The following is a 6,856-nucleotide window of genomic DNA, read 5'->3' as shown; positions in this document are numbered from 1 at the left end:
CCTTCATCGCCGTCGCCAGAAAGCTGCTCATAACCCTCAACGCCATCGTTCGAGATCAAAAACCCTACCACCCGTAAACACAGTTGCCGGGTCTCGCTTTGCTCGCCTGGAATGACGAAGGTTTGGGGTTATTTCACAGCGCTAAGAATTGCTCTTTCCCAGCGAAAGTGTTGTGTCCCGTGAGATTGTTTAGAAGCTCGATGGGGCTTTTGTATCCGAGGCATCGCAAGCGGGTTCGGTTATAGGCCTCGACGAAGTCGCGGATGTAGGCGTTGCGCTGTTCGTGGTCGTCGAAGCAGTTCTTGCCCTGGTTTCTGCCATTGGCGGTCTTGGCGTTGAGGTGATCTTCCAGGCGCCGGTTGAAGCGTTCGACCATGCCGTTGGTCTGGGGCCGGTATGGCCGCGTGAGCCGATGGCGGATCGCATGAGCGGCGCAGATCTGATCGAAGGCGTGACGTCCCGTCCCTAAGGTCCGTTTTCGCCAGCGCGCATCACCGAACCGGTCGGTGAACTCCGAGCCATTGTCAGACAGCACGGTGTGAACGCGCAGCGGAAAGACGGCCAGAAAGCGCTCGAAGAAGGCGGCCGCGTTGGCCGCACTGCGTGCGTAGAGGATTTCCAGATAGACGAAGCGCGTGGCCCGGTCGATGGCGACGAAGGCATAGGCGCGCCGCTTGTCGAGGCGTGTGAGGTATTTGACGTCGACATGGATGAAGCCGGCGGGCCGATCGGTCTCGAAGGCCGCGCTGGGCACGCGTTCGCGCCCGGGCCGGGCCGAGACGCCATGGCGGCGCCAGCACCGGTGAAGCGCGGCCCTGGACAGATCGCGCTTCACGCAGCGGCGCATGACTTCGAGCGCGTCGTCGAGCGACAGGGCGAGTTGCGTGCGAAGCTCGACGGCCAGCGCCTCTTCAACCGGGCTCAACGAGGTTTTCAGTGTATGCGGCGTGTGGGGGCGATCCTCGACATGATCGCGCTTTCGCCAGCGCCGGATCGTCACCTCTGAAACGCCGAGCTCGCGCGAAAGCTCAGAAACCGGCTTGCCGCAAGTCTGGATGTAACGCCGGGTCGCCGGCGTCGTACGGGCATTCGCGTGAAGACGCAGCTCCATCACACCGCTCCAACTCTGGACCGGAGGTAATCTACACCAACGCGAACGCCCCAGGTATCGAAACAATCGTCCGATATGGAACACGAAAGCTGGGACCTAGAGATCGTGGAGCGCTCTCATCCGATGACGCCGCCCCGTCCTCTCCTGGATCCTGACTTTCGTCAGGAAAGAGGACGAGAGAGGGAGAAGAAAACATCCCCTCCCGCGTCACAGCCCCTACCCTTGCCGGGCTCTTTCTCACGTGTGAACCCGCAACACCCCGCGAGCCCGCAAAACCGGCGCCGTGATAGTCGTAATAGTAGGAGGCGATCACCGCGTTTTCCGGCCGGGGGAGTCTCACCGGACCCCGCGTCGGCGCACCGCACCCGATTTGTGACCTCGCCCCTCGCCAAGCGGGGGGTCTCGCCCTAAACCTTCCTACCGCATGTTTAAAACACTTGGACATATCGCTCGCCTGATGCGCGCGGCCTGGACGCTTGCGCGCCACGACGCAATCTTTCCGGCCGAGTACCAGCAGAGCCTGCCGGCTCCGGCGCGCGTTCTCGGCCGGTTCGCGCGCCTGATCGCCATTCGCGACCGGGCGTCCAATCCCGGCGAGCGCCTGGCCCGCGCGCTGGAGGAGCTGGGTCCGTCCTATGTGAAATTCGGCCAGGTCCTGGCCACACGCGCGGACGTGATCGGGGTTGAGTTCGCGCGCGGCCTGTCGCGCCTGCAGGACCGGATGGAGCCGTTCGGCGACGCGCGTGCCCGCGAGATCCTGCAGAGCGAGCTTGGCGCGCCGGTCGAGACGCTGTTTGCCGAGTTCGGCCCGCCGGTCGCGGCAGCCTCCATCGCCCAGGTGCACAAGGCGGTCACGCGCGATGGCGATACGGTCGCGGTGAAGATCTTGCGGCCCGATGTCGAGGCGCGCATCTATCGCGACATTGCCGCCCTGCGCCTCGGCGCGAAACTGGCCGAGGGGCTGCTTCCAAAATCGCGCCGGCTGGAGCCGCGTGCCTTTGTCGAAACCATTGCCCGCTCGCTGCGCCTCGAACTCGATTTCCGCCTCGAAGCCGCCTCTGCGAGCGAGCTGAAGGAAGCCGCGGCGGCTGCGGAGAATTTCTTCATCCCCGACGTGGAATGGGCGTTGACCACCCGGCGCGTGCTCGTCACCGAATGGATCGACGCCATTCCCCTGACCGATATCGAGCGGGTCCGCGCGGCCGACATCGATCCGCTCAAGCTGTCCGAAGACATTACCGACGCCTTCCTGTCGACGGCGCTCGACCGGGGCGTCTTTCATGCCGACATGCATGCGGGCAATCTGTTCGTGACCGAGACCGGCCAGCTCTGGGCGGTCGATTTCGGCATCATGGGCCGGCTCGAAGCGTCCGAGCGGCGCTATCTCGCCCTCATCCTGCATGGCTTCCTGACGAAGAATTACGAGGCTGCGGCCGAAGCCCATTTCAGCGCCGGCTACGTGCCCGGCCGCCATTCCAAGGCCGATTTCGCCAGCGCGCTGCGCGCTGTCGCCGAGCCGATCTTCGGCAAGAAGGCGAGCGAAGTGCCGATGAGCCGCGTGCTGATGCAGCTGTTCGAGATCACCGATCTGTTCGACATGCGTCTGCAGCCCCAGCTCGTCCTGTTGCAGAAGACCATGGTGCAGGCCGAAGGCGTATGCCGCCTCCTGTCGAGCGAACACAATATGTGGAAGGCGTCGGAGGCCTCGGTCGAGCGCTTCATGCGCCGCGAGCTCGGTCCGGAGGGCCTGGTGCTCGACCTGGTCGAGGATCTCAAGCGCGCCCGCAATGCGGTGCGGCGGCTGCCCGACACGCTGGCAACGCTGGAAGCGGCCGCCGATGCCGTGGTGGCGATGGAAGCGCGCAGCGCCGAACGCGCCGCCCGGCGCAGGAAGCAGCGCCCGCTGTGGATCACCGCTGCGATCGTCGGCGCAGCGGCCTGTACCGGCGCGGTCCTGGCCGCCGCGATCCTGCTCTAGACCGGCGCGGGACCGCCCCGTGACCGGGCGCTGGTTTCAGGCTAACACTGCGCTGTGCAGCCCCCGGGGCGCGAAGGATTTGAAGAACGGCCATGAGTGACAAGCGCATTCTCCTGATCATCGGCGGCGGAATCGCCGCCTACAAGTCGCTCGAACTGATCCGCGAGCTGAAACGGCGCGCCATTGCCAGCCGCGCCATCCTGACCTCCGCAGCCAAGCAGTTCGTCACGCCGATGAGTGTCTCCGCGCTGTCGGGAGACAAGGTCTATGACGATCTGTTCTCCCTGACCGACGAGGCGGAGATGGGCCATATCGAGCTGTCGCGTTCGGCCGACCTCATCGTTGTCTGCCCGGCCACGGCCGATCTGATGGCCAAGGCCGCTCACGGCATCTGCGACGATCTGGCGACCACGACGCTGCTGGCCACCGACACCGCGATCGTGATGGCGCCAGCCATGAATGTGCGCATGTGGCAGCACGAGGCGACGCAAGCCAATGCCGCCACGCTGCGCAGCCGCGGCGTCGAGATCATCGATCCCGACGAGGGGGAGATGGCGTGCGGGGAATTCGGCCCGGGCCGGCTTGCCGAACCGGTCAGGATTGCCGACGTGATCGAGGCGCGGGTGTCGGCATGATCACCCGGCCGCTGACCGGCAAACGCATCGTCATCACGGCCGGACCCACGCTGGAGCCGATCGACCCGGTACGCTTCCTGTCCAACCGGTCCTCGGGCAAGCAAGGCTATGCCATCGCCCAGACGCTCGCCAATGCGGGCGCCGACGTCATCCTCGTCTCAGGGCCGACCGCGCTGGATGTGCCGGAGGGCGTTCAGCGTATCGATGTGGAGAGTGCGCGCGACATGCTGCACGCGGTGGAGTCCGCGTTGCCGGCCGATGTCTTCATAGCCGTGGCCGCCGTGGCCGACTGGCGCCCCGCCGAGGTCTCCTCGCGCAAGCTGAAGGGCGAGAAGACCGCCCGCGCCGCGATCGAGCTGGTCGAAAACCCCGACATCCTCAAGACCATCGCCCATCTTGGGGCCAGACGGCCGCGCCTCGTGATCGGGTTTGCAGCCGAGACCCACGATGTCGAGGCCGAGGCCGCCGCCAAGCGCAAGCGCAAGGGCTGCGACTGGATTCTTGCCAACGACGTGTCCGGCGACGTGATGGGCGGAGACGCGAACGCGGCCCTGCTCATTACCGAAGAGCAGAGCGAACACTGGCCGCGGGCGCCGAAAGGCGAAATCGCGCAACGCCTGACCGACCGGATCGCACGATTGTTTTCCACACCGGCTTCTTGCTAGGCTGACGCTCATCCAGCACGCACCGGCATTTCGGGCCAGCGCGTGGAGCGATCAGAAGAGATGATGCGATGAAATCACTTGTCCTGACCGGCGCCGCACTGGCGGCCCTCGGTTTCACCGGCGCGGCCTCAGCCGAATGCTACGCGATCAACGCAGAAAGCGAAGCCACCCCGCTTGACGGATATTCTCTGGAAACAGAGTCCAACCGCGAAGGCCTGATGGCCCCGCCGCCTGTCGGCGAAGATACGGTTGGCCTGCTCTGCGACCGGGCGACCATCGTGCCGCTGGAAAACGATTTCGAGATCCTGCGCCACAGCCTGCCGCTCTACATTCGCACGACCGGCGACGGCGACACGGTGCGCATGCTCTCGCTCGGCTATGAAGACGGCAATTATGTCGTCCAGATGCCCCAGGGCGAGCTGCAGGGCGATGAGCGCGAACAGATCATTGCCGCGCTGGAAGGGTTCAACGAGGGCGAGGCGGCCATCAACGCGTATCTCGCCGCCCAGGAAGCCGAAGCCAACGGCGAAACACCGCAATAAGCGGCTGACGTGATGGCGCGAACCGGGCTAGGAGAGGGCTAATCTGTCCTGTTCTAGCCCGGTTGTGCCCATGTCCGAGTCCAGTCCCGTCACCGTTCGAATTAAAGCGCTGCCCCATTTCGAAGGGCTCGACCTGCCGCGCTACCAGACACCCGGCTCGGCAGGCATGGATCTGCCGGCCGCGATACCCGAAGACGAGCCGGTCGTGCTCCAGCCGGGCGAATGGCAGCTGATTCCGGTCGGGCTCGCCATCGCTCTGCCCAACGGTTACGAGGCGCAGATTCGGCCCCGCTCCGGGCTGGCCGCCAAGTTCGGCATTTCCTGCGTGAACACGCCCGGAACCGTAGATGCCGACTATCGCGGCGAGCTCCGCGTCAACCTCATCAATCACGGCAGGGAACGGTTCATCGTGCGGCGCGGCGAGCGTATCGCGCAGATGATCATCGCCCCGGTCACCCAGGCCAGGCTCGAAGCCGTCGAGACGCTGGACGAAACCAGCCGCGGCGAAGGCGGCTTCGGTTCCACCGGCGTCTAGCTCAGCAGACCCGGCGGCAGCGGATCGCAATAGCTGCGCACGTCGAAAATCCGCGGATCGACGACAAGGTCGCTCGGCGCCAGCCCGCGCGACAGTTCCAGCCCCTCCAGGGAGCGGGCCCGCGACAGCGCGACATAGGCCTGACCATGGGCGAACAGGCGCCCCGGCAGGTCGAGAAAGACCTGATCCAGCGTCAGGCCTTGCGCCTTGTGGATCGTCATCGCCCAGGCCAGGCGCAACGGATATTGCTCGAAGGCGCCGAGCGTTTCCTTTTTCAGAGCCTCGGTCTTGGCGTCGAAGCCGTAGCGGTGCCGCTCCCATTTGACCGGCTCCACGGTGTGGATGTCGCCATTGACCCGGACCCGCACACCCTCGGCAGAGAAACTTGCCACCTCTCCCAGAGAGCCGTTGACCCAGCGGCCCGCCGGATCGTTGCGGATGAGCATGACCCGGGCGCCCGGTTTGAGGATGAGCGGGTCGTCGGTCGGACGCACCCTCTCCTCGAACTCGCCCTCCACCTTTCCGGGCAGGAGCCGCGGCTCCCCCACCAGCGCGTCGAGGCGGGCCGAATTGATCCGGGCGGCCGCGGCATTGGTCGGTGTCAGGACCACGTGGGTGGCACTGGCCTCGAGTGCGCTGCGCCCGGTGACGCGTTCATTGAGCGTACGCCCCTGTTCGCGCCGGATCTCACCCTCACGGATCGCGTTGAGGATCTCGATGAAATCGGGATCGCTCTGCCGGTAGACGGTCTCGAGCTCCACGAGGGTGAAGCCCGCATCGCGAAAGGCCGGCGTGTGGAAGAAGAAGGGGCCGCCATAGGCCATCTCCAGATAGCCCGCCTCCTCGCCCTGCACGATCGGGGGAAGCTGGGCCAGGTCGCCCACCAGCACCATCTGCACCCCGCCAAAGGGGGCGGAGACATCCCGGTTCATGCGCAGCGCCGCATCGATGGCCCACATCATGTCGGACCGGACCATGGAGATCTCGTCGATCACCAGCACCTTCAGCGCCTTGATCGCGCGGGCATTCTTCAGCCGCTTCACATCGCCGGGCTGGATCAGCCGCGGCGGCAGCCGGAAGAAGGAATGCAGGGTCTGCCCGCCGGCATGCATCGCGGCCACGCCGGTCGGCGCCAGAACCGCCGCGTCCGGCCCGAGCCGTTTCAGCAGCGCTCGAGTCAGCGTCGTCTTGCCCGTCCCGGCCCGCCCGGTCAGGAAGACATTCGCCCTTGTGTCGACGATATAGTCGAGCAGGCGGGCCTGTTCTTCGGACAGGGAAGGCGAAAGCGGAGCGTTCACGGGGCGGGATGTCCTGGCTGACAGAGGCGACGCGGCCAGCTTGACGCGCTTTGCCCGTCCGCGCCACAGCGCGAACTGTCCCCCTCCCATCC

Annotated in this window: 5 protein-coding genes and 1 pseudogene; 4 read left to right on the top strand and 2 right to left on the bottom strand. The window is 65.7% G+C overall.

Going from position 1 to position 6,856, the window contains the following annotated elements; genetic code table 11:
* Positions 1-133 precede the first annotated feature (133 nt).
* A complete protein-coding gene (locus E5162_RS13055; RefSeq protein ID WP_135945685.1) occupies positions 134-1,111 on the bottom strand; it encodes an IS481 family transposase in 978 nt (325 codons plus the stop codon).
* Positions 1,112-1,535: 424 nt separating this feature from the next.
* Between E5162_RS13055 and ubiB the strand changes: the two genes are divergently transcribed.
* The 4 genes and pseudogenes from ubiB (at position 1,536) to dut (ending at position 5,466) form a co-directional block, all read left to right on the top strand.
* A complete protein-coding gene (gene ubiB / locus E5162_RS13050) occupies positions 1,536-3,089 on the top strand; it encodes a 2-polyprenylphenol 6-hydroxylase (protein WP_135945684.1) in 1,554 nt (517 codons plus the stop codon).
* A 92-nt stretch (positions 3,090-3,181) separates the two neighbouring features.
* Positions 3,182-4,389 (top strand): annotated as a pseudogene (gene coaBC, locus E5162_RS15220) (bifunctional phosphopantothenoylcysteine decarboxylase/phosphopantothenate--cysteine ligase CoaBC).
* A gap of 68 nt (positions 4,390-4,457) precedes the next feature.
* A complete protein-coding gene (locus E5162_RS13040; protein WP_135945683.1) occupies positions 4,458-4,931 on the top strand; it encodes a hypothetical protein in 474 nt (157 codons plus the stop codon).
* Between the two features lie 70 nt (positions 4,932-5,001).
* Positions 5,002-5,466, top strand: a complete 465-nt coding sequence (gene dut / locus E5162_RS13035) for a dUTP diphosphatase (protein WP_135945682.1) — start codon at positions 5,002-5,004, stop codon at positions 5,464-5,466.
* Here the strand turns inward: dut and E5162_RS15145 are convergent.
* Positions 5,463-6,764: an ATP-dependent DNA helicase gene (locus E5162_RS15145; RefSeq protein WP_270374097.1), complete on the bottom strand. Its 1,302-nt coding sequence runs from the start codon at positions 6,762-6,764 to the stop codon at positions 5,463-5,465. The genes dut and E5162_RS15145 overlap by 4 nt on opposite strands.
* Between the last annotated feature and the right edge of the window lie 92 nt (positions 6,765-6,856).

The sequence above is a fragment of the Marinicauda pacifica genome (genome assembly GCF_004793635.1).
Lineage (GTDB): Bacteria > Pseudomonadota > Alphaproteobacteria > Caulobacterales > Maricaulaceae > Marinicauda > Marinicauda pacifica.
The sequence above is the reverse complement of the archived record's forward strand: the minus strand, read 5'-3'. Positions and strand labels throughout refer to the sequence as shown.